The following is a 20750-nucleotide window of genomic DNA, read 5'->3' as shown; positions in this document are numbered from 1 at the left end:
CTACCGGTCCGAACTCGCGTCCGAATCGTACTCGAGATCGCGGTTTCGAGTCCGACGCCGCTGCTCAGGTGGACGTTCCGCTTGGTGACGCTCGACTCGTTCCTGAACGTCCTCGAGGGTCTCCGTCTCGAGGAGTCTATCGAGTTTCTGCTCGAACTGGTCGTCGGTGAGGTCGCCTGCTGCGTAACGTTCGCGGAGGGTCTCGAGGGCGTCGCCGGGCGTGGACTCGGCACGGTTCGGCTTCGCGTCGGCGGCCGTCGACTCGTCGCTCGAGGCCTCGTCCTCGCTCGTCCCCCACCAGTCGTCCCAGGCGTCATCGCCCCACAACTCGTCCCACCACGTTTCGCGATCCGATTCGTCGCCGTACAGGAGTGCAACGAGGGGAACGACAACGATGTAGCCGACGAGCAAGACCGCCAGCCACCACGACTGTCCGGTGAACATCGCGGCGAGCCAGAGTCCGGTGACGATCATCGCCGTGATCTCCGTCGCGTTCTCACGGAATCGAGTCGCTGGATCGTCGCTCATGGCGGTAGATACGACGGTAGTGCCGAAAGCTGTTTCCACACGACGGCGTCGCCACTGTGTGAGTAGAGCGGCGTGGAGGAGCGGGACTGACGCGTGTCCGGCGTGTGTCGGTTACGCGAGGGACTCGCCGAGCGCCTCGAGTGCGGCGTCGCGAACGGCGTCGCGTTCGCCCGGCAGGAACTCTACATGGCCGTCCTGCCCGCCGACGACGCTGACGCCGGCGTTCGGCGCTGCGTCGGCGATTGCGTTGCCGAGATCGCGGACGTTCAGCGACTCGGTCGCGCGAACGTGCAGCTCGTCGTCGCCGACGCCGAGGGTGACGAACGGCTCGTCGTGGCCCTCGCGCTGCCGTCGGTGGAGCGCGTCGAGCAACAGCGTCGTCGTCGGGAAGTTGTAGCGGTGGGTGAACGCGTCGGTGTCGAGGACCGCGACGGTGATGCCGTCGACGGTCTCGGTGCTCAGGTTCTCCCGGGCCGTCTCGAGTTCGGTCTCGAGTTTCGCGCGGAACTGTTCGGAGACGTGGGCCGCGAGGTCGCCGTCTCGCGGCGTCGAATCGCCGTCGGCGAACAGCAGGTCGATCACGAGTTCGCGCTTGTCCTTGTACGACTGGTAGTAGGCCTCGAGCGCGACGGCTTCGCGGCGCTCGGAGATGCCGGTCTCGTCGTAGCCGGCCTCACTCGCGAGGTCGACGTACGCCTCGGGGGCGTTCTCCCAGTAGCTGACGGCGGGGAGGTGGACGAGGTCGTCGCGGACGTCGTCGTTGACGTGTGCGGCGACGTTCGCTGCGAGAGCGGTCGACGTGAGATCGGCGACGTCGACGCCGGCGAGCGACGGCGCGACGGCGATCGAGACCGCGTCGGTGATCTCGTCGTCGGCGCGACTATCGTCGATGACGATCGTTTCCGCGTCGTACAGCGAGAGCAGATCGTAGCCGTCGACGGACTCCTCGGTCGAGCCGGCGTCGACGAGGAGCACGAGCGGCAGTTGCTCGCCGTGGCGGTCGCGGGCCTCGAGCATCGAGGTGACGTCGTTGGTGGCGGCGTCCATGTCGTAGACGCGGCCGTCGAGCGGGCGGCGCTCGAAGTAGTGGTACTCCGCGTCCTCGCGGGTGTGTTTCTCGCGGATCAACGGGAGGACGGCGCGCTCGATGGCGGCGCCGGCGACGTAGCCGTCTGCGGTCGCGCCGTGGCGCACGACGATCGGTCGGGCCTCCATGACGGCGCGGCGGATCGCGGTCGCGGCGTCGACGAGGTCGTCCTCGACGGCCGAGACGGCGTCGTGGTCGGCCAGCAGGGAGACGTCGGCCGGGCGGGCCTCGGATTCGATGGCGTTCTCAAGTCGCTCGCGAATGGTCTCGCCGTCCTCGCCGTCGAGGATCTCGAGCGTCTCGGTTTCGACCTGAAGGTCGCCGTGGTGGCGTTCGACCTCGCCCTCTAAGGCGACGACGTCGTCGATCTCGACGTCGGGGTAGGCGCGGACGCCGGCCTCCTCGAACGCCGCACACTCGACCGTCGCGGTCTCGTCGCGCAGTTCGAAGACGGTCGGGCCGCTGGTCTGGCGGACGCCGGTGATCTCGCCCTCGAGTCGGACGACGGTGCCGACCTGATCGTCGATGGCGTCGATGGTCGTTCGGTTGAGCGCCGGTTCGGCTTCAGGTTCGGCGTCGGCCGCGTCGTCCGTTGCCGGCGCCGACGCGGCGGCGCTCTCGGTCGCGACGGAGCCGCTGGCGCTGCCGGCGGCGACGGCCTCGGTCGCGTTCGGTGCGCCGGAGTCGTCGCTCGGTCCGGAGTCGTCGACGGCCGTCTGCAGGTCGCCGGCCTCGACGTCGGCTTCGTCGGGTGACTCGCTAGCCGCAGGAGCGTCCTCGTCGGACGCGGCTGTGGAACCACCGTCGTCGGTCGATTGGTGATCGTCGGCCGATTCGCTTCCGTCGTCCTCGAGGTCCTCGGGGAGCACCTCGTCGTCGCCGGTGTCGATCAGTTTGCCGCGGAACTCGCGTTCGCGCTGACGGATCGACCAGCCGAGGTCGACGTTTCCGTTGTCTCGGACGCTGAGGACCTGGACGTAGACGTCGTCGCCGGGTTCCCAGTCGAGACTCTCGAGTCGTTGATCTAGTTCGCTTCTATGCAACAGGCCGGTGACGTGGTCTCCGATGTCGACGAAGACACCGAAGTCGGCGTAGCCGTCGACGGTGCCCCGGTAGTAGCGTCCGGGGGAGAGTGCTGAGGCCGAACTGCCTCGAAATTCGAAGACAGCATCCTCCTCGTGACTCTTGCAGATCTCGCCGTCAACGGGTGTGCCACAGATGATACAGTTACCCATCTACTCGAACCAAGCAGTTTCGCCCTAAAACGGTTGTCGAAATGCGCTCGGCGCGAGAATCACTACGCGCGGCCCGTTCGTTACTCGAAAACCGGTGAATCGTCCTCGAGCGCCTCGATATCGCTCGCGATCTTCCGAACATCTTCGGGGAAGAGTGACACCTGCACTTCGTTTCCGTCCGCGTCCTCGAAGACGAGTTTGACGCGCTTGTCGCCGAACTCTCGAGCCTCGGCCTCCTCGACTTCGAACAGCTTGACCGTCGCCGACTTGTTCGTCGGGCCGACGTTCTTGATCGACCCCTCTTGCAACTCAACCATGAACTCGTCGAGATTCAGCGTGAGCATACGCGTCGTACGGACCGGGGGTAGAAAACGACACGGCATTGCAGCCGTTCCGCGTCGGCGCGTCTCGTGTCGCGGGGACCATCGCGGCGGTCGCGATTCGACGACCGTCGCCGACGTTCGGGACGACCGCTCGGCCAGCTTTAAGGTCGATTCTCCCCAACGATCGCACGCTATGCAGGTCACCTGGCACGGCCACTCGACGTGGCACGTCACCGTAGGGGAGACGGAGCTACTGATCGACCCGTTCTTCGACAATCCGAAGACGGACCTCGAGCCGTCGGATATCGACACACCGGACTACGTGTTGCTCACGCACGGTCACGCCGACCACATCGCCCACGCCGGCGAGTTTGCCGAGGCGACGCTGGTCGCGACGCCGGAACTCGTCTCCTACTGCGAGGAGGAGTTCGGCTTCGAGGACGCCGTCGGCGGCATGGGAATGAACCTCGGCGGCACCGTCGAGTGTGGCGACGCGTACGTCACCATGGTTCGTGCCGACCACACGAACGGCATCATGACCGAGAACGACACCAGCGGCGGGATGCCTGCCGGCTTCGTCATTTCGGATACGAAGCCGACGCAGGTGAGCGACGAGGAGTCGACTACCATCTACAACGCCGGCGACACCTCGTTGATGTCCGAGATGCGCGACGTCATCGGCGCCTATCTCGAGCCCGACGCGGCCATCGTCCCGATCGGCGATCACTTCACGATGGGGCCACAGCAGGCCGCCATCGCCGTCGACTGGCTCGACGTCGATTACGCGTTCCCACAGCACTACGACACCTTCCCGCCGATCGAACAGGATCCCGAGGCGTTCGAGAGCGAGGTCGCGGCGACGGGCAGCGACGCTGAGGTCGTGGCGCTCGAGGCCGACGAACCGTTCGAGATCGACGCCTGACGTATCGGGTCTGAACGGTCGCTCGAGCGGGGATTTCCAACGTTTTTCTGAGTTCCTGAACGTCGATCCGAGATCGCTGAGGCGGGTCGGTTTTCCGTTCCAGTGACACTGGGGGAGAAGCAGTTACCGGAGCGGCTATCGGTCTCTCCGAAATCTGTCAAACGCTGTCTCCTGAATAGGGAGTGTTCGTTCGGCAACCCGGAACACGCAGCCGATTCACTTCTTTCCTTTCGACCCTGTATAGATCGTGAGAACAGGGATCTCCGAGAGTCGGACCACTTTTTCGGTGACGCTTCCGATGAGAAACCTGCTCACTCCGGTTCGGCCGTGTGTCCCCATCACTACCAGATCGATATCGTTGGTCTCGATATACTCGAGTATTTTTCTCACAGGGACCCCGACCGTAACGTCGGTGGTCGTGACGAGTCCCTCCGCTTCGGCCAGTTCGGCAAGCTCCGCGACCGTGCGTTCCCTCGCGGTCCGCATCGATTCTATTGCCTGTTCGACTCCGCCCTCGTCGCTGTGGATCGGTTTGACTACGGACAGTACGTGAACAGTCGCGCCCTGATCGACCGCCAACTCGATTCCAGTTTCCGTGGCGCTTCGGGCCGCATCGCTCCCGTCCGTCGGAATAAGGATGTGCTCAAACATGCTTGGTAATATTCAACAAGGAAGCATATAGTTCACAAGGTCTGCTCCAGTGAGAAGGTGGACACGTCGCGCCTACTTCCTCCACGAATCGGCGGGGTTTCGCGCTCTGTACTCAGCACGACTCGACGAACAGCAACGGTACCAAAGACGACCGATCCCGAACGTCCCGATTCGTCTCAGTCGACCGGACGGTATCGCTTCGGAGAGCAACGTTTACACCGCAGGCTGTGGACGTCTCGAGTGCTATGGCGAAACAGGTCACCACCGTCTCCGAGGAGGGGTTCAGTGCGACGAACGAGATCCGCGACTTCGAGACGACCATCGACGCGACTGGCGAGGAAGCACCCGACACGCTCGAGGCGCTGCTGGCCGCCTACGCCTCCTGTTACGTTCCCGCACTGCGGGTCGGCGGCGAACAGCGCGGCGCGGGCGATCTCGGGCGGGTCGAAATCGAGACGAGCGGCGACCTCAACGACGACGACAAACTCGAGTCGGTATCCTTCGACATTCGCGTCGAGGCGGAAGTCGACGACGAGACGGCCGAGAAGGTCATCGATCGCGCGAACGAACTCTGTAAGGTTCACGACGCGCTGAAGACCGATCTGTACGCGGAAACGTCGCTCGAGTCCGACGCCTTCTGAGCGTCGACCGTCCGTCGAGCGGTACGTCGCGAGACGACGGCCACCGACAGCGAACGTGTTTATTTTCGTGACTGTTGTCGGCTCTAGACGGTCCAAACCCACATATCCGGTGGCGTCTTCGAGACGTGTATGCGACGGCGACGCGGGTTGGCGGTCGTGATGGTTGCTGGACTGCTCGTCCTCTCCGGCTGTATCGGTGGATTCGGTCTGAGTGACAACTCCGAAGACGACACCAGCGGCGACGACACCGATCTCGACGGCGAACTCGAGATCCACCATATCGACGTCGGACAGGCCGACACAACGCTGCTGGTCACGCCAGCGGGCGAGACGATTCTCATCGATACCGGCGACTGGCGACAGGACGGCCAGGGCGTCATCGACTATCTCGAGAGCGAAGATATCGATCGGATCGATCACCTGGTCGCGACCCACGCCCATGCGGACCACATCGGCGGCCACGCGGCCGTCATCGAGCACTTCGAGGAGCACGGTGGGGGCATCGGTGCGGCCTACGACTCGGGCGTCGCCCACACGAGCCAGACGTACGAGCGCTATCTCGACGCCGTCGAGGCGTACGAGATCAGGCTCTTCGAGGTCAGCGAAGGTTCGACGCTGCCCCTCGAGGACGACGCCGTCGAGGCGACCGTGCGGAACCCGCCCGACGATGGTGGGGACGGACTTCACTTCAACAGCGTCGCGCTCAGCGTCGAGTTCGGCGAGTTCACGTACCTGACGACCGGCGACGCCGAGCGAAACGCCGAACAACGGATGGTCGACGCACACGGCGACGACCTCGCGGCCGACGTCTATCAGGCCGGCCACCACGGCTCCTCTACCTCCTCGACCGATCCGTTCCTCGACCGCGTCGATCCGGACGTCGCCGTCATCTCGAGCGCACTCGAGTCCCAGTACGGACACCCACACGATGAGGTGCTCGAGTCGTTCGCCGACCGCGATATCGCGACGTACTGGACGGGCGTTCACGGCGACGTCGTGCTCACGACCGACGGGACCGACGTCTCGGTGACCTCCGAGTACGACGAACCGGCGGATCCGGAGACGCTGCTCGAACGAAAACACGAACCGGAGTCCGACTCCGTATCGGCATCATTGCACCCGCCACAGCCATCGACGGAGGCGGGAGTTGATACGCCGTCCGCACCTACTGTCGACCTATGACCGAGACCGACACTGCGGTCGTCGACCGAATCGTCGACGGGAAGACGGCCGTGCTCCTGCTCGAGGCGGGCGACGCCGTCGTCGACGAGCGGACGATGGCAGTCGAGTCGCTGCCCGAAGACGGCCGGCACGAAGGGGCTGTCTTCGACATCGAATTCGAGGACGACGAACTCCGGGAGCTAACGTATCGGCCGTCGGTGGAGCGGGAACGACGAGAGAGCGCACAGGAGCGATTCGACCGGCTCTCGGAGCGGCTTCCCGACGAATGAGGTGAGCGACCGCTCGCTGTGCTAAGGGTCGCGTTCGGAGAGAGGTGGAAGGAAGGTGGTGGGGTGAAAACCCCAACTGGTGGTTCGGGGTGCGTGGGATGACACGACGACGGATCGCCGTCAGTCGGAGGGACGGATGTCCGTCGTCGACTGGTACTTTCACGGACGATGCATTAGCCGTACTGCCAAATTATGTTGGAACTCCAGTGTGGAGGAGTGTCACGACACACGCACTGGCTCGCGGAGGGCGGCGAACCTGCTGAGTTGCCAGGTCCTCCGACGAGTGAGAGATCGAGAACGAACCGCACGATGCCGATGGGCAGGTTCAAGACGGTGCTCGCAGCAGACACAGGCATGCTACGATCGTTCGACGGGATGGAGCCACAAATCGCCGACTCGGCGTACGTCGACGAGGCCGCAGTCGTCATCGGGAACGTCGTCGTCGAAGCCGACGCGAGCGTCTGGCCGAACACGACGTTGCGGGGCGATCACGGCCGAATTGTCGTCGGCGAGGGCGCGAACGTCCAGGACAACGCCGTCCTCCACGAGGACGCCGAACTCGAACCCTACTCGACGGTCGGTCACAGCGGGATCGTCCACGACGCGACCGTCGGCGAGCGCGCACTGGTCGGCATGAACGCGGTCGTCCTCGACGGCTCTCGCGTCGGCGAGGGGGCGGTCGTCGCCGCCGGCAGCGTCGTCACCGAAGACACCGAGATCCCGCCGTCGACGCTCGTCGCCGGCGCGCCAGCCGAACCGAAGACCGAGATCGACGATCCGCGACTCGAGCGGACGGCCGATCGGTACGTGGAACTCTCGAGAAAGTACGCGGAGACGTCCGAACGACTCGATTGACTCCCGACTCGCGGTCGATTCGATCCGCGAGCGATGAAAACCCTGATAGCACCGCCGTCCCAACCAGTGTGTATGAGTGACAGCCCGTGGACGGACCGGATCGTCGGCGCGCGAATGACCGTCGATCAGGAGTTCACCTCGCGGATCGTGGAGTCGCAGTTTTCCAGCCAGCAGTGGAGTCTGATCATGACCGCGACCGAGTTCGAGATCGAATATCCCGACGACCCCGACCGGGCACGGATCGTCGCCAACACCGAGAAGGTCGAGCAGATCATCCCCGAACTCGAGAACGTCGGCGCCGGGATGGGGATGGCGGGACAGCAACAGGGACGACAGGGCGGCTCCTCGAGCGGCGGCGTTCTCGGCTCGATCAAGGGCGCGCTCGGACTGGGTGGCGGCGACGGCGGCGACTCCCACGCCGAACAGGAGCGTGCAGCCGAACAACTCACGCAGGAGTACGCCGACGAGTTGCAGTCACACCTCGAGTCGAACGGCCGCTGGGACTCCGTTCGACAGGCTGCAGCGACGGAAGAATAGTACCGATCGGCGTCCGAACCGCGTTCGCACTCGACTCCCGTCGGTTAGTCGCCGGCGCGAAAGAGCGTGTACTCGCTTGCTTCGTAGATGTTGATGAGTTCGTTTACGAGTTCGTCGTCGGACTCGTCGTCGACGCGCAGCGTATCCAATCGCTCGATCGTCTCCTCCTCGAGGTCAACGGATGGCATACGTCACCGTCGACGTCAACGAGCAAAAAACGCCACGTGGCGAGTTCGGTCCGACGTCGGGCCCGTCGCAAGCCACAGCACCTTTACGGACGCCTCGCTTCGGTAGCGGTATGACAGACGACATCGAGACGACGACGTTCGAGATCACCGCCGACGACGACAGCACCGACGACGTGACCATCCCGTCCGGACTCGTCGATCTCGTCGCCGAGGGCGACCAGTCCGACGCCGAGACGATTGCCGACATCACCCTCCTCTCCTTCGCCAGCCGCGCCCACCACATCGTCCACCACGGAGAAGGCGCGGACGAGGAACTCGAGGCCCAGGAAGACCGGATCATGGATCTGTTCGAAGAGCGATTCGGCGTGACCTACGGCGAGGCGACCGGCCACCAGCACTGATCGCGGTTCGAACTACGACCGGTGACCGACACGAATACTTTTTCCGCGAAAATCGATCGAAACGGTAGCATGTCGTCTATCGTTCGGTTCGGTACCGGTCGGTCGGTCGCTGCTCGAGTCGAAATCGCCGCCGCTAGCTCGGCTACTCCGCAGCCTCCGCCGGTTCCGCACCCGAATCGGGAGCCGGTCCTTCGGCCCCCTCGGTCGTCTCAGGCTCCTCGGTAGTCCCGGAGCCGTCGCCTCCATCGTCGTCCGTCTCCGTGGCCTCGTCTTCTTCGGGTTCGTCGACCGGACCGTCCGTTTCGTCCGCTTCTGCGGGCGGTTCGTCAACGGGCGGTTCGTCAACGGGCGTCTCGTCCTCGAGTGGCTCCTCGGTCGCCGGCTCGTCTTCTATCGGCTCGTCGTCGAGGGTGTCGTCAGCGGGCGCTTCGTCGGTGGGATCGCCCGCTGGTTCCTCTTCCGCTGGTTCGTCGGTCTCCTCGGCTGCTTCGTCCTCGAGTTCGGGTTCGTCAACCTCTTCGATCGTCACCGTCGTCTCCGCGGTCTCGTTCTCGCTCGAGACCGCAGCGGTGTACTCGCCGGGCTCGAGGTCGTCGGTCTCGGCCGTCAGCGTCGTCTCTTCGACGGCGCCGGGCTCGAGTGAGACCTCCGCCGTATCGACGGTCTCGCCGTCGAGCGCCAGTTCGATCTGCTGGGTGTCTTCCGCCTCGCCGACGTTCTCGAGTTCGGCACCGACCTCGAGCGTCTCGCCCTGCTCGACCGGCTCGTTCGTCCCCGTGATCGCGACCGAGAACTCGGCGTCCGCCGTTGGATCGATCTCGCCTGCGGCCTCCGTCGCGGCGGGCTCGACGGCGTCGTCCTCGTAGTCGTAGTTGCTCATGTCGACCGCCCAGACGAGTCGCTCGTCGTCGGTCTCGGGCGTCCACTGGACGGTGAACTCGTTCGTTCCGGGCTCGAGTTCGTCGACCGGCTCGTCCTCGGTCGTCCCCTCGAGGAACTCGCTGCCGACGAGCAGTTCGGCGTCGTTCGGGTTCTCGTAGCCGAAGGTGACGTCGATCCCGTCGTCAGTCAACTCCGTCTCCTCGACGGTGAGGTCGGGCAGGTCGGGTCGAACCTCCTCGATGCACTCGCTTGCGTCGGGGTTCGGGTGATCGATCGATCCCGGCACCGCGTCGGGCGAGGCGAAGCCGGTGATCGCGGTTCCGAAGTCGCCCTCGGGAACCGTCACGGCCGCGCCGTCGGCCGTCTCCTCGACGGCGAACTCCTCGCCGGTCTCGTAGGTGATCGTCCCCTCGAGCGGTGCTTCGACGTCGTCGCCGATCGTGATCGCGTACTCGCCCATCGTGTTCCCGAAGCCGCCCGATTCGTAGAACCCGGTGGCGACAATGATCGTGTCACCGTCCTCGAATGAGCCCGTCACTTCGGCTTGGAAGCAGTCGACGAACGTCACCTCGAACGTCTCTCCGTCGTCGACCGTGTACTCGACCGTCTCGCTCGCGAGGACGCCGTCCGCGTCGGTGTCAGCATCGTCGTCGGCAGTTTCGACCGCTTCCTCGGCGTCCGTCGCGTCTTCGACCGATTCGACCGCAACCTCGAGCGTCGCGTTCTCAGAGAGCGGCGGCTCGAGGTCGAGCGACTCGAGTTCGACGGTCTCGTCTGCCTCGACGGTCTCGCTCGCCGCGCGCTGTTCGCCCTCCACGTCGGTCACGGTGAGTTGGTAGTCGACGTCGGCGCTCGCCTCCTCGACGGTCAGCGTCTCGCCGTCACCCGTCTGATCGCTCACGTTGAGCGTCGCCTCCGGCTCCGGGGCCGGTGGCTCGTCCGCGAGGGTGTACTCGATTGATTCGGTCGCGAGTTCCGCGTCGTCCTCGCCGACGACGCTCACGTCGACGGTCGTGGACTCCTCGAGCGGCGGCTCGAGAGCCAGTTCGAGATCCGTCTGCGTGTCGTTCGCCGCGAACTGCTCGCTCTCGACCCGCTCGTCGTCGTAGGCCGCAGCGACGGTGAAGTCGGTGTCTGCGCCGGCTTCGTCCACGACGAGCGTCTCGCCGTCACCCTCCTGATCGCTGACCGCGAGGGTCGCTTCCGGATCGGCCGGCTCGTCCGGATCGTCGACCGTCACGATTGCCGTATCGAGTACCGGTGCGCCGCCCTCGGTGGCGTAGGGTTCGTCCTCCTCGCCGTCCGAGGCCGCGTACTGGAACGACTCGTCGTCGGTCGTGTCGTGGTGGGCCACTGCGACGAGCGGCTGCTCGCCCTCGATCGGCTCCTCGAGATCGATCTCGACGTCTGCGTGCTCGCCGCTCTCGAGGTAGCTCGAGACGCCGATCACGCCGTTCGGATCGGCGGCGTCGCCGGTGTAGATCGCCACGAACCCGCCCTCGGAGAGCTCGACGCTGTCGACGGTGACGCTCTCGCCGTCGCTGTCCTGGTCGGTGAACGCGATCGACGCCTCGCCCTCGAGTTCGTCGACCGCCTCGATTCGCTGTTCGATCTCGATTTCGACGTACTGACTGATCTCGGCCGGGTCGTCGATCCCCTCGGCGACCGCGTACGCCGTCGCGTCACTTGCGGTCTCCTGGATCAGGATCTGCAGCTGCGTGATGCTGATCTGCTGGTACTGGACCACCTGCGCCGTCTGCTGGCAGGCGGCGCTGGCCGCGGACTGGATCTGCTGGACGGTCGCCTCCTGGTGTTGCATCAGGACGCCGCTCGCGCTCCCGCTCGCGAGGACCTGGACCTGCGTGACGTCGACGATCTGCGTCTGGATTACGGCACCCTCGCCGGCACCGAACGCGGCGGCCTGAATCTGTTCGACCTCGACGACCTGCTGTTGGATCGCGCCCTCGATCGCGCCTTCCGCCGCGCCGACCGCGGCGTACTGAATCTGCGTGATCGAAATCTCCTGTTGCTGGACGAGCACGCCGCCCGCGGCACCCTCAGCAGCGGCCTGAATCTGCTCGACGGACGCCTCCTGACTCTGGGCAATCGACCCCGTCGCCGCACCGACGGAGGCCTCCTGAATCTGCGTGATCGAGATGCGCTGGACCTGTTCGACGGTGACCGTCTGGACCTGCTTCAGCGCTCCCGCGCTCGCCCCGCGCGCCGCGGACTGTGTCTGCTCGACCGTCACCTCCTGTTGCTGGACGAGTGCGCCCTTCGCGCCGCCCGTCGCGGCCTTCTGGATCTGCTTGATGTCGACGCGCTGGTACTGTTCGATCTCGACGTCTTGGGTCTGCTCGAGTGCCTCCTGCGTGGACCCCTCGAGCGCGCCGGCCGACGCGCCCGCCGCGGCGTGCTGGACGTGCTCGAGCGTGACCTGCTGGCGTTGCTCGACAGTTATCTGCTGGTACTGCTCGAGGGCGCCGTAGGCCGCACCCTGTGCCGCCTCCTGGATCTTCGGCGTCTCGTCGATCTCCTGTGCGCCGGCTTCGAACGCGGCGCCGGCCGCAGCGCCCTGTGCCGCAACCTGGATCTGCTCGACGTCGACGCGCTGTTCCTGTGCGAGCGCGCCGTGTGTCGCACCCCACGTCGCGCTCTGCATCTGGCTCGCCTCGACCGTCTGGTACTGAGAAAGCGCTCCGTCGGTCGCGCCGCCGACGGCGTACTGGATCTGCTCGGCCTCCACCTGCTGTGATTGCATCAGCGAGCCGTGGACCGCCCCCTTCGTGGCCTCCTGAATCTGCTCGACCTCGGCTTCCTGGTGCTGCGTGACCGACTCGCTAGCCCCCTCGATCGCCGCCGCTCGCTGCTCCTGGGTCACGTTGACGCCCTGGGACTGTGCCAGTTCGATCCCCTCGTCGACGCCGGCTTCGACGCCGTCCGCTTGGGCTTGGGCGAGCATCGCCTGCGCATCCGCCTCGCCGACGCCTCCGTCAGCAGCGTCGCCACCGGCAGCGTCCGACTCGCCGTCCGGGGTATCCCCGTCCGCGCTGGCGGTGTCCGCGGTCGCCGTCGTCGGTTCCATCGAGACCAACTCGAGTGACTCGCTCGAGTCGGCGTCGTCGACGTCCAAGTCGCCGTTCGCCTCGGTCTCGTCGCCGGTATCGATCTCGGCCGTGTCGCCGGTCGAATCGCCAGGTCCGTCCTGACCGCCGGCAAACGGAGCAACGGTGCCGCCGAGCAACGGCAACGCCATCACGCTGGTTACCATCAGAAACGCGACGAGCAGCGTCGCAGCGACCGCAGCACGTCCCTTGTTCATGTCTCGACTCCCCGATCGGTAGCCGTCGCGGACCGGCGCCACGCTGTTCGGTCACCGTGCCGAAGACTGTTTCGGTCGGCTCCGCGGCCGATTCCGCTGACGGTGACGGCCGATCGACGACTGTCTCCCCACCCACAGGTCGGCTGCCGGTCGCGGCTCTTCCCCTGACGCCCACTATCGAATTGTACACTCACAGATCGCATCAGTTCTCGATTATCGGGCCGAACGAGTGCTTAAGCTACGCCGGTCGTTTCAGTTAGTACCGAGAGACAATCCTCCATTACGGTGTCCGAGACCGACGAATTCGCGGAGACGATCGAGCAATCGGACTGCGATGGTTCGTTCGCAATTGCTATCGGCTGGCGCGCTCGAGAGTACGGGTTCGTGACAGGAACGCTCCGTTTTGTACCGTTCTCACGTCACCGGCATCGCTACCAGACGTGCGATATGACGGCGAACTGTCGAACACCTCGGAAACCGAAGTGTTGAACTGGGTTTACGAGAGAGTCGGTGCCATGGAAACGGAAGGGAGCTCGGTGGAACTCGTGGATGGGGACGTCGTCCGGCAGTTCGCCCGGGCAGCGGTGCTCGCGGCGCTACTCGGGGCAGTAGCGCCCGTCGCGATACCGCTCCCGCTGTCGCCGGCACCGCTCACGTTGCAGGTACTGTTCGTCTTTCTCGCTGGTCTCGTGTTGGGGCCCGTCTGGGGATCGGTATCGATGCTGCTCTATCTCACCGCCGGGGCGATCGGCATTCCGGTCTTCGCGGGATGGGAAGCCGGTCTCGGAACGCTGTTCGGCCCGACGGGCGGCTACCTCTGGTCGTATCCCATCGCCGCGGCGCTGATCGGGTCCGTCGTTCACCGCGGAACTGATCTCCGCGATCCAGCCGCTATCCCCTTTCCGATCGTCGTCACAGCCCTCGTAATGGGGACGATCGTCATCTACGGCATGGGAACGGCCTATGCCGCCTGGCTGCTCGAACTCGAGGCCTGGGAGGCGATCACCGGCTTCGCGCTCCCGTTTATTCCCGGCGAACTGCTCAAGATGGCCGCCGCGATCGCCATCGTCCAGAGCGGCCGAATCGAACCGATCCAGTCGTGATCGAGGGGACGAAATGATCGACTTTCGCTCCGTCTCGTACGCCTTCGACGACGTCTCCGTCCTCAGGGACGTCTCGCTCTCGATCGCGGACGGCGAGTTCGTCGTCCTCGCAGGCGCCAACGGCAGCGGGAAGACGACACTGTTGCGCCACTGCAACGGCCTCCTGACCCCGGACTCCGGCACCGTTCTCGTGAACGAGACGCCCGTTTCGGACGACCTCATCGCCGCGCGCTCGAGCGTCGGCATGGTGTTCCAGCACCCGCGCGACCAGTTCGTCGCCGCGACGGTCGGCGCCGACGTCGCCTTCGGTCCCGAAAACCTCGGCCTCGCGCGCGAGGAGATCGATCGACGGGTCGGCGCGTCCCTCGAGGCGGTCAACCTGGCCGGCCGCGAGGACGAACGCATCGACCAGCTCTCGGGCGGCGAACAGTCACGCGTGGCCATCGCGGGCGCGCTCGCGATGGAGCCGACGCACCTCGTCCTCGACGAACCCTTCACCGGACTCGACGATCCGGCGCGACGGTCCGTCCTCTCGCGCCTCGAGGCCCTCGTCGCCGACGGCACCGGCATCCTGCTCGCGACCCACGACCTGCGGGACGTCGTCGGCCTGGCCGACCGCATCGTCGCCATGCGGGACGGCCGCGTCGTCGTCGACGATTCACCCGAGGACGCGCTCGAGGACCTCGCCGGACTCGAGGTTCGCGTGCCGGACACCTGATCGAACGCGTCCCCGACAGCGCTTACGCACCCACCGATGCTCACCTACGACCCCGACGACACGCTCGCCCACCGGCTCGATCCCCGCTCGAAGCTGGGCGTCCAGATCGGGTTCGCCGCGACCGCGCTGGCTCACACCGGTTCGCGCGCGCTACTGGTCCTCACCGTCGTCGCCGCGCTGATTCTGCTCGCGGCTCGCGTCTCGGTGCTCAGGGCGCTCTACGCCTACCGGTTCGCGCTGGTCTTTCTCGGGCTCGCGCCGCTGCTCGCGGGGCTCACCCTCGGCTCGCCGTGGTTCGACCTCGGGGACGCCGAAAACTCCGCCCGCGCGAGCTACCGTGTCCTGCTCATCCTGCTCGTCAGCGCGGCGTACATCCGCTCGACGCCGATTCGCGCGTCTCGAGCCGCGATCCAGCGCACGATTCCCGGCAAGCCCGGTCAGCTACTCGGCGTAGGCGTCTCGCTCGTCTTCCGGTTTCTCCCCGTTCTTCAGGCCGATCTCCGGACGATACGGGACGCGATGGCCGCCCGACTCGGCGACGAACGCGGCGTCATCGACCGCGCCAGCACGATCGGACTGCTCGGTCTCACGCGGGCGTTCGACCGGGCGGATCGACTCGCACTCGCCATGCAGGCTCGGTGTTTCGCCTGGAACCCGACGCTTCCCCACCTCTCGTTTTCCCGGGTCGATTACCCGGCACTCGGGCTGGCTGTCATCCTCGCGCTCTCGGCCCTGCTTTAATCCGCCCACTGTTCGGTCCTCGCAGCCGAGAGCGACCGAAGAGCGGAGTGCGGTCGCTCTCGGTTCGGCGGGTCGACGACAGCTCGAGTCGGCCGAATACTACTCGCGTTCCGGGACAGGGGAACTACGTTCGGTCCGCGTCCGCGTCGACCATCGGCTCGCCGAGCCGAATTCCCATCGGCGACGGTCCGGACGTCTCGTGGCCACGAGCGTAGCCGAGATAGAGGGCGCTGTTGACGATCCCGATGTGGCTGAACGCCTGCGGGAAGTTCCCGAGGTGTGCGCCGGTTTCGGTATCGATCTCCTCCGCGACGAGTCCGAGCGGATTCAGGTACTCGAGCAGCGTCTCGAACTGGGACTCGGCTTCCTCGACGCGCCCGGAGAGCGCGAGCGCGTCGATCAGCCAGCACGAGCAGAGGACGAACGCGCCTTCGTCCCCCGGAAGCCCGTCGTCGCCGTCGTACCGCTTGACGAACACCTCGTCCTCGAGTAGCTCCCGCTCGGTCGCGTCGATCGTCCCCTGTACGCGGTCGTCGTCGAACGGGAGAAAGCCGACGACGGGAAGTAACAGCCCCGTCGCGTCGAGCGCGTCCGACCCGTAGGACTGGACGAACGCACCGATATCCTCGTCGTAGCCGTTCTCGAGGACGTCTTCTCTGATCCGCTCGCGGCTCTCCCGCCAGTCCTCGAGCGGCGCGTCGTGGTCGCCGTCAGTCGCGATGGCGATCCCCCGGTCGAGGGCGACCCAGCACAGCACCTTCGAGTAGACGAAGTGTTCGTCCCCGCCGCGGACCTCCCAGATACCCGCGTCCGGTTCGTCCCAGACGTCGCGAACGTACTCGACGATACCGCGGATCGTCGCCCACTCGTCGTCGTCCAGCGTCCGCCCGTGCTGGCACATCTCGTCGACGGCGAGCAGTAGTTCGCCGTAGATGTCGAGCTGTCGCTGATCGGCGGCGCCGTTCCCGATTCGGACTGGGGAGGAGCCGCGATAGCCCTCGAGCTCCTCGAGTTCTCGCTCCGCGAGGTCTGATTCGCCGTGGAGGCCGTACAGCGGTTGAATCGCTTCGGGGTCGTCCGCCTGGCAGAGGCCCATGAACCAGTCGACGTAGTCGTTCGCCTCCTCGGCGGAGCCGAGGTTCATCAGGGCCTGGACGGTGAAACCAGCATCCCGGAGCCAGTTGAACCGATAATCCCAGTTTCGAACGCCGCCGATATCCTCCGGCAGCGAGGTGGTCGGTGCGGCGGCGATCGCCCCCGATTCGGCGTGCGTGAGGAGTTTGAGGACGAGTTCGGAACGGACGACGTGATCGTGCCACGGCCCCTCGAACGCGCAGTCGTCCCCGGGATCGCAGGTGTGGGCCCAGTCGGTCCAGTACTCGAGCGTCTCCGCCAGCGCAGCCTCCGGATCCGTATTCGCGTCCTCGGCACCCGTACACCGGAGCAGGAACCAGTCCGTCTCGCCGGCCTCGAGCGAGAACTCGCCGGTGATCCGGCCGTCTTCGATCGCGAGATCGACCGGACTCTCGAGCAGCGTCCGTTCCTCTCCGCCCTCGGCGAGAATCCCGTCCTCGATCGACTCGATCGATGTCTCCGCGCGTCCGTAGTCGAACCGTGGTTCGAGGTCGACCGCGAGGTCGACGACGCCGTCCGTACAGGAGACCTTGCGGTAGAGAACCTTCTTCGGGTGGTCGACCTGACCGGCCGGGGGCAGGAAGTCCGTCAGCGTCGCCGTGCCGGCCGTCGCGTCGAAGGTCGTCTCGAGGACGTTCGTGTCGTCGACGTAGCGCCGGCTCGTCTCGAAGGAATCGGTCGGCGCGATCCGAAACCGACCGCCCCGGTCCGTATCGAGGATCGCGGCGAAGATGCTCGGCGACTCGAGGTGAGGGAACGGGAACCAGTCGATCGAGCCGTTCGGCGCGACGAGCGCGCAGGTCTCGAGGTTGCCGACGACGCCGTAGAATTCGATCGGTGGGTACTCGTGCACGGACGCTCGTACGAGGACCAGAACAAAAAAAGCCGGACCACGAACCGGAGGCGATCAGACGCGACTGATGTCGAATCCAACTCCTGAGCGTACTGCTGACGCGGTCAAGTACAGTCACACTTCCGCTGATCGCCCTCCGCGCCTCGAGCACGCAGTCGCCGCGCAAACCCCTTTCCAGCCGGAGACTGCGATTCGCGATATGGACTACGAGACCTGGGCCGACCGACAGGAATCGACGACGGTTACGGTCGACGAACACGACCTCGAGGTCGCCTACTACGACGAAGGAGATGGGGAGCCAGTCGTGTTCTGTCACGGGATCCCGACCTCGTCGTACCTCTGGCACCGCATCGCGCCCGAGTTGACCGACGAGTATCGCGTTATCGTCCCGGATATGGTCGGCTACGGACAGTCGGCCATGCACGACGGCTTCGACCGCTCGATCAGGGCTCAGGAGGAGATGATCGACGGCCTCCTCGAGGAACTGGACCTCGAGTCCGTCTCGTTCGTCGGCCACGACCTCGGCGGCGGCGTGGGCCTCCGGTACGCGGCACACCAGCCCGATTCGGTCTCGAAACTGGTTCTTTCGAACGCCGTCTGCTACGATTCGTGGCCCGTCGACACGATCCTCGATCTCGGACTGCCGGACACCGTCGAAGAGAGGGGCGTCGATGGACTCCGGGAGATGCTCCGCAAAATGTACCGAAACACGCTCTACGGCGACGATCCGAGCGACGAATTCGTCGACGGCATGGTCGCCCAGTGGGATTCGGAAGAGGCGATGGTCTCGCTCTCGCGAAACGCCATCGGGACGAACACGAGCCACACCACCGAGATCGATCCGAGCGAGATCACGGCCGAGACGCTCATGCTCTGGGGTGCAAAGGACGAGTTCCAGCCCATCGAGTACGCCGAACGACTCGAGGACGACATCTCGGACGCCGACGTCGTCGGACTCGAGGAGGCCACCCACTGGGTGCCGGAGGACCGTCCCGAGGCGTACCTCGAGCGCCTCGAGGCGTTTCTGAGCGAGTGATCGGCCGTCGATCAGACCTTTCCAGATCCGACTACCGCAGTTTCCCGGCGAGCACCTTCGCCGCGACGAGCACCGGATCCCACGTCGTGTTGAACGGCGGGGCGTACGCGAGATCGTAGTTCTCCAGTTCGAAGACGGTCGCCTCGGCCTCGAGCGCGCCGACGATCGCGTGGCTCCGGTGGACCGCGCCCTCGCCGTACTCGCTGACGAGGCTCGCGCCGAGCACGCGTCCGGAGTCGCGGTCCGCGGTCAGCGTGACGGTGACGGTCCCGCCCTCGGGATAGTAGCCGGCGCGCGATTTCGCGTCGACCGTCTCGGTGACCGGCTCGAACCCGGCCTCGAGCGCGTCGTCGTGATCCAAAATGCCGGTTCGGGCCGCCTCGACGTCGAACGCCTTGACGGCCGCCGTCCCGGCGACGTCGCCCCCTTCGGTGGGCTGTCCGGCGACCGTTTGCCCGACCGCACGGCCGTGACGGTTTGCGGTCAGCGCCAGCGGAACGTAGACCGGGTCGCCCGTGACGGTGTGGGTTGCCTCGGCGCAGTCCCCCGCCGCGTAAACGTCGGAAACGCTCGTTTCTCGATAGTCGTCCGTCGCAACCGCACCCGTCGGACCGAGTTCGACCCCGGCGGCTTCAGCGAGGTCGGTCCGCGGTCGAACGCCGGTGCCGACCAGCACCATTTCGACGTCTACCCGTTCGTCGGCGGTGATGACGGTCTCGACGGCGCCGTCCTCGGCTGCGTCCCCGCCCTGGACGGCGTCTCCGCCCTCGAGCGCCACCACCTCGCTCTCGAGATACACGACGACGTCCTGCTCCCGAAGGTGGTCGGCGACCGCTTCGCTCGTCGCCTCGCTGAAGCCCGTCAGTACTCGGTCGCCGCGCTGGAACAGGTGCACTTCGAAGCCGTTCGCGGCCAGCGCCTCGGCCATCTCGAGGCCGATGTAGCCGCCGCCGACGATGCCGACGGGGCCGGTGCAGTCCTCCAGATACTGGCAGGCCGGGCCGCGGTCCGGCTGCTGGAGCGACTCGCCATCGCGCGCTCGAGCGACGTACTCGCGGAGTTCCTTCCCGTCGCTCATCGAGCCGAGGGTGTAGACGCCCTCGCGGTCGATGCCGTCGATCGGCGGAACGACTGCCTCGGCGCCGGTGGCGAGCAGCAGGTGATCGTACGACTGGACGACGCTCCCCGACTCGCTCTCGGCCGTAACCGTCCGCTCGTCGGGATCGATCGCGACGACCTCGTGGCCCGTCCGAAGGTCGATGTCGCGTTCCTCGCGAAACTCCTCGGGGGTGACCGAGACGAGCGCCTCGAGCGACTGAATCTCCCCTTTGACGTAGTAGGGCAGGCCGCAGGCGCCGTAGGAGACCCACTCCCCCTTCTCGAAGACGACGACCTCGAGGTCGGGATCGTCGCGCTTCGCTTTGCTTGCCGCGGACATGCCCGCTGCGTCACCGCCGACGACGACGAATGTGTCCGTCATTGGCTGAGGTACACCGCCATCAGTTGGACGGTGTTCCGACTTGCTCGCCCGTTTCCGTCAGCGAGTACACCGATTGGCGTGCGTCCCTGAACGAGACCTGGTCTTCGACTAACCCGCCCTCTTTCAGTCGAGAGAGGCCGAACCGGGCGGTCCGGCGCGGCAACATCGTCTCGTCAGCGATCTCACCCTGGGTTAGCGAGCCGTTGTACTCGAGCACTTTGAACACCAGTTTGGCGCTCGGCGGGAGGTCGGATAACGTCTCTGAAGCTGGCTCCATTGCTGGCTCTTTCAACTCGAGTCGGTGTAAACCATTGCCTGCTCGTGCACGTCTCGCACACATTCGGACCAGGACGTGTCACCGAAATCGTCGCGACGAATACCGAATCACCGGTGGACCTCGACCGCGGAGAGTGGCCTCGAGCGACGCGACGAGTTCGAACGGGGCGGACCCAACTGGGGTATCTCGGTCTCCAACGAGAGGGCCGGGATCGATCCGGCCGACAGCCAGCGGGTGTTCGAACGCTTCGATCGACTGCACAGTCACGAGGAGTACGCCGGCAACGGCATCGGACTCGCGCTCTGCCAGCGAATCGCCGAACGCCACGGCGGCCGGGCGAACAATGTGAGGCCGGGCTCGACAGACGAACGAAGTTTCGACAGCG

At 65.8% G+C, this 20750-nt stretch carries 20 protein-coding genes and 1 pseudogene; 12 read left to right on the top strand and 9 right to left on the bottom strand.

From position 1 onward, the window contains the following. From ACSFDB_RS06585 to ACSFDB_RS06575, 3 genes are all read right to left on the bottom strand, one after another. Positions 1-528 carry an SHOCT domain-containing protein gene (locus ACSFDB_RS06585; RefSeq protein WP_440770228.1) on the bottom strand — a complete coding sequence of 176 codons (528 nt, stop codon included), beginning with the start codon at positions 526-528 and terminating at the stop codon, positions 1-3. A 111-nt stretch (positions 529-639) separates the two neighbouring features. Then, positions 640-2850, bottom strand: a complete 2211-nt coding sequence (locus ACSFDB_RS06580) for a DHH family phosphoesterase (RefSeq protein WP_440770227.1) — start codon at positions 2848-2850, stop codon at positions 640-642. A gap of 80 nt (positions 2851-2930) precedes the next feature. Further along, positions 2931-3194, bottom strand: a complete 264-nt coding sequence (locus ACSFDB_RS06575) for a hypothetical protein (protein ID WP_440770226.1) — start codon at positions 3192-3194, stop codon at positions 2931-2933. Positions 3195-3366: 172 nt separating this feature from the next. Here ACSFDB_RS06575 and ACSFDB_RS06570 point away from each other — a divergent pair, with 172 nt between their 5' ends. Then, complete coding sequence (locus ACSFDB_RS06570) at positions 3367-4095, top strand: metal-dependent hydrolase (protein ID WP_440770225.1); 729 nt, start codon at positions 3367-3369, stop codon at positions 4093-4095. A 216-nt stretch (positions 4096-4311) separates the two neighbouring features. Here ACSFDB_RS06570 and ACSFDB_RS06565 read toward each other — a convergent pair whose 3' ends face one another. Next, positions 4312-4746, bottom strand: coding sequence for a universal stress protein (locus ACSFDB_RS06565; protein ID WP_440770224.1), 435 nt, complete (start codon positions 4744-4746; stop codon positions 4312-4314). A gap of 245 nt (positions 4747-4991) precedes the next feature. On the opposite strand from ACSFDB_RS06565, the gene ACSFDB_RS06560 reads away from it, so the two are divergent. From ACSFDB_RS06560 to ACSFDB_RS06540, 5 genes are all read left to right on the top strand, one after another. Further along, positions 4992-5387 (top strand): OsmC family protein, encoded by a 396-nt coding sequence (locus ACSFDB_RS06560; protein WP_440770223.1) that lies wholly within the window; start codon positions 4992-4994, stop codon positions 5385-5387. A 129-nt stretch (positions 5388-5516) separates the two neighbouring features. Next, a complete protein-coding gene (locus ACSFDB_RS06555; RefSeq protein ID WP_440770222.1) occupies positions 5517-6569 on the top strand; it encodes a ComEC/Rec2 family competence protein in 1053 nt (350 codons plus the stop codon). Continuing rightward, the gene (locus tag ACSFDB_RS06550) at positions 6566-6838 is read left to right on the top strand and encodes a DUF3006 family protein (RefSeq protein WP_440770221.1); all 273 of its coding nucleotides are present in this window, start codon (positions 6566-6568) and stop codon (positions 6836-6838) included. The genes ACSFDB_RS06555 and ACSFDB_RS06550 overlap by 4 nt, the downstream gene beginning before the upstream one ends. A gap of 354 nt (positions 6839-7192) precedes the next feature. Further along, on the top strand, positions 7193-7693 hold the full coding sequence (locus ACSFDB_RS06545; protein WP_440770220.1) for a gamma carbonic anhydrase family protein: 501 nt from the start codon (positions 7193-7195) through the stop codon (positions 7691-7693). 72 nt (positions 7694-7765) lie between these two features. After that, entirely contained in the window at positions 7766-8230 is a 465-nt protein-coding gene (locus ACSFDB_RS06540) for a DUF5799 family protein (RefSeq protein WP_440770219.1), read from the top strand. A gap of 44 nt (positions 8231-8274) precedes the next feature. On the opposite strand, the gene ACSFDB_RS06535 is transcribed toward ACSFDB_RS06540, so the two are convergent. Then, a complete protein-coding gene (locus ACSFDB_RS06535) occupies positions 8275-8418 on the bottom strand; it encodes a DUF7557 family protein (protein WP_440770218.1) in 144 nt (47 codons plus the stop codon). A 110-nt stretch (positions 8419-8528) separates the two neighbouring features. On the opposite strand from ACSFDB_RS06535, the gene ACSFDB_RS06530 reads away from it, so the two are divergent. Then, on the top strand, positions 8529-8819 hold the full coding sequence (locus ACSFDB_RS06530) for a DUF7545 family protein (RefSeq protein WP_006090295.1): 291 nt from the start codon (positions 8529-8531) through the stop codon (positions 8817-8819). 142 nt (positions 8820-8961) lie between these two features. On the opposite strand, the gene ACSFDB_RS06525 is transcribed toward ACSFDB_RS06530, so the two are convergent. Next, on the bottom strand, positions 8962-13023 hold the full coding sequence (locus ACSFDB_RS06525; protein ID WP_440770217.1) for a DUF7282 domain-containing protein: 4062 nt from the start codon (positions 13021-13023) through the stop codon (positions 8962-8964). Between the two features lie 515 nt (positions 13024-13538). Between ACSFDB_RS06525 and ACSFDB_RS06520 the strand changes: the two genes are divergently transcribed. The 3 genes from ACSFDB_RS06520 to ACSFDB_RS06510 are packed head-to-tail and all read left to right on the top strand — an operon-like array spanning position 13539 to position 15585. Next, positions 13539-14126 carry a biotin transporter BioY gene (locus tag ACSFDB_RS06520; protein ID WP_440770216.1) on the top strand — a complete coding sequence of 196 codons (588 nt, stop codon included), beginning with the start codon at positions 13539-13541 and terminating at the stop codon, positions 14124-14126. A gap of 13 nt (positions 14127-14139) precedes the next feature. Continuing rightward, on the top strand, positions 14140-14844 hold the full coding sequence (locus ACSFDB_RS06515) for an energy-coupling factor ABC transporter ATP-binding protein (RefSeq protein WP_440770215.1): 705 nt from the start codon (positions 14140-14142) through the stop codon (positions 14842-14844). Between the two features lie 36 nt (positions 14845-14880). After that, positions 14881-15585, top strand: a complete 705-nt coding sequence (locus ACSFDB_RS06510) for an energy-coupling factor transporter transmembrane component T family protein (protein WP_440770214.1) — start codon at positions 14881-14883, stop codon at positions 15583-15585. 124 nt (positions 15586-15709) lie between these two features. Here the strand turns inward: ACSFDB_RS06510 and ACSFDB_RS06505 are convergent, their stop codons facing one another. Continuing rightward, positions 15710-17572, bottom strand: a complete 1863-nt coding sequence (locus tag ACSFDB_RS06505) for a glycoside hydrolase family 15 protein (protein WP_440770213.1) — start codon at positions 17570-17572, stop codon at positions 15710-15712. A 199-nt stretch (positions 17573-17771) separates the two neighbouring features. On the opposite strand from ACSFDB_RS06505, the gene ACSFDB_RS06500 reads away from it, so the two are divergent. Continuing rightward, complete coding sequence (locus tag ACSFDB_RS06500; protein ID WP_440770212.1) at positions 17772-18608, top strand: alpha/beta fold hydrolase; 837 nt, start codon at positions 17772-17774, stop codon at positions 18606-18608. Between the two features lie 31 nt (positions 18609-18639). On the opposite strand, the gene ACSFDB_RS06495 is transcribed toward ACSFDB_RS06500, so the two are convergent. Together ACSFDB_RS06495 and ACSFDB_RS06490 are read right to left on the bottom strand one after the other, a co-directional pair. Then, positions 18640-20088, bottom strand: a complete 1449-nt coding sequence (locus tag ACSFDB_RS06495; protein ID WP_440770211.1) for an FAD-dependent oxidoreductase — start codon at positions 20086-20088, stop codon at positions 18640-18642. Positions 20089-20107: 19 nt separating this feature from the next. Beyond that, positions 20108-20365 carry a winged helix DNA-binding protein gene (locus tag ACSFDB_RS06490; RefSeq protein WP_440770210.1) on the bottom strand — a complete coding sequence of 86 codons (258 nt, stop codon included), beginning with the start codon at positions 20363-20365 and terminating at the stop codon, positions 20108-20110. A gap of 75 nt (positions 20366-20440) precedes the next feature. Between ACSFDB_RS06490 and ACSFDB_RS06485 the strand changes: the two are divergent. Then, positions 20441-20695 (top strand): annotated as a pseudogene (locus ACSFDB_RS06485) (ATP-binding protein); the annotation flags it as partial. Positions 20696-20750: the final 55 nt, after the last annotated feature.

The sequence above is a fragment of the Natronorubrum amylolyticum genome, assembly GCF_052040145.1.
In the GTDB taxonomy this organism is placed as follows: Archaea; Halobacteriota; Halobacteria; order Halobacteriales; family Natrialbaceae; genus Natronorubrum.
Note: the sequence above shows the minus strand (reverse complement) of the source record. Positions and strands in the feature narration are given on the sequence as shown.